Here is a 1,064-nt window from a genome sequence, read left to right on the forward strand (position 1 = left end):
CGTTCCTCTTTGGATAGCTTTTGACGCAACATCTTTTCCCGGTTCTCAAACTGCCGGATTTTCTTCTTTCCGTCCTCAATCTCGGCTTGCAGCTCTTCACGGTTTTTCTCTCTCGGTTTCGTCATAGGTGGTCGCTCCTTTCTACTCATGGGCAAAAAAAGAGCAGCCGTTTTCTTGTGTGAAAATAGCTGCCCTCAGTTGGCGTATTCTGTTATTGAGTAGGCGTTATCTGCCCGATAAACTGGAATTTGTAAGGCTAACTATCCAGAATGTCAAAATAACATTCTGGTGCATCATCGTGAGACAGATAATAAAGTGTTCCATCAACAGTGAATGTAGACAAGCCGTTCTTCACTGTAGTTCCATCAGAATATACGATTTCCACCAAAACGCTATTGCTACCAGGGGGAAGTTGCTTATCCTTCACTTTCTCATCGAGTCTAAACGAAGAAAGCCATGTTTTGATTTCTTCGATATATTCATCAGGAACTTGAATTCCATCATTGTGATTCGGCATAGTATAAAAGGAAATGCTACTTATATTATCTGTTTCAAATACTGGTTTGGTTTTGTCAACTTTCATGGAAGAACAACCAGCCACACCAAGTAGACAGGTCAACACTAATACGACTGCTAACATTTTCCTCATATCAGTTACCTCCTTGTCAAATCCCGATTTGTCGCTCCGTTGCTTGGCTAAAGTATAGCACAAAACTGTGAACAAGTCTACCTCATTTCAACCTGTCAGCGGCATTATTTTCTCTGGCATACCTTCGCGCTGCTTCCCGCCGTTCCTCGCTGTATGGGGCGGTCAGACGGAAAGAGAAGCGCCCCTTCGCAATATCAAACTCCATGCAGCCCGTGTCCGGGTCTGCGTCGGTCTGGCGGCACTCGCCGGGGTGCGCTGCGGCATAGGCGGTCAGCCGCTTCTTTAAGTCGGTGTTGTGGGTGCGAATATGGATAAGGGGGTCTTTCTCGTCAAACCAAATATCGGTGGTCTTTTCCTGCTTCGTAAGCCCTGTTCTCATAAACTCTCCTTTCTGCGCCCCTGTTACGCAATAGGG

At 46.0% G+C, this 1,064-nt stretch carries 2 protein-coding genes and 1 pseudogene; all 3 read right to left on the bottom strand.

What is annotated here, in order from left to right; translation table 11 throughout:
- A pseudogene (locus tag C4885_RS17165) lies at nt 1–125 on the bottom strand (DUF3847 domain-containing protein); the annotation flags it as partial.
- A 131-nt stretch (nt 126–256) separates the two neighbouring features.
- Nucleotides 257–649 carry a hypothetical protein gene (locus C4885_RS16150; protein ID WP_114001304.1) on the bottom strand — a complete coding sequence of 131 codons (393 nt, stop codon included), beginning with the start codon at nt 647–649 and terminating at the stop codon, nt 257–259.
- 82 nt (nt 650–731) lie between these two features.
- Entirely contained in the window at nt 732–1,028 is a 297-nt protein-coding gene (locus tag C4885_RS16155; RefSeq protein WP_114001305.1) for a hypothetical protein, read from the bottom strand.
- Nucleotides 1,029–1,064: the final 36 nt, after the last annotated feature.

Source organism: Subdoligranulum sp. APC924/74, from assembly GCF_003324125.1.
Taxonomy (GTDB): Bacteria; Bacillota; Clostridia; order Oscillospirales; family Ruminococcaceae; genus Gemmiger; species Gemmiger qucibialis.

Coding starts and splice junctions, on each gene's coding strand:
- C4885_RS16155 (WP_114001305.1), bottom strand. CDS start 1,028: ATGAGAACAGGGCTTACGAAGCAGGAAAAGACCACCGATATTTGGTTT.
- C4885_RS16150 (WP_114001304.1), bottom strand. CDS start 649: ATGAGGAAAATGTTAGCAGTCGTATTAGTGTTGACCTGTCTACTTGGT.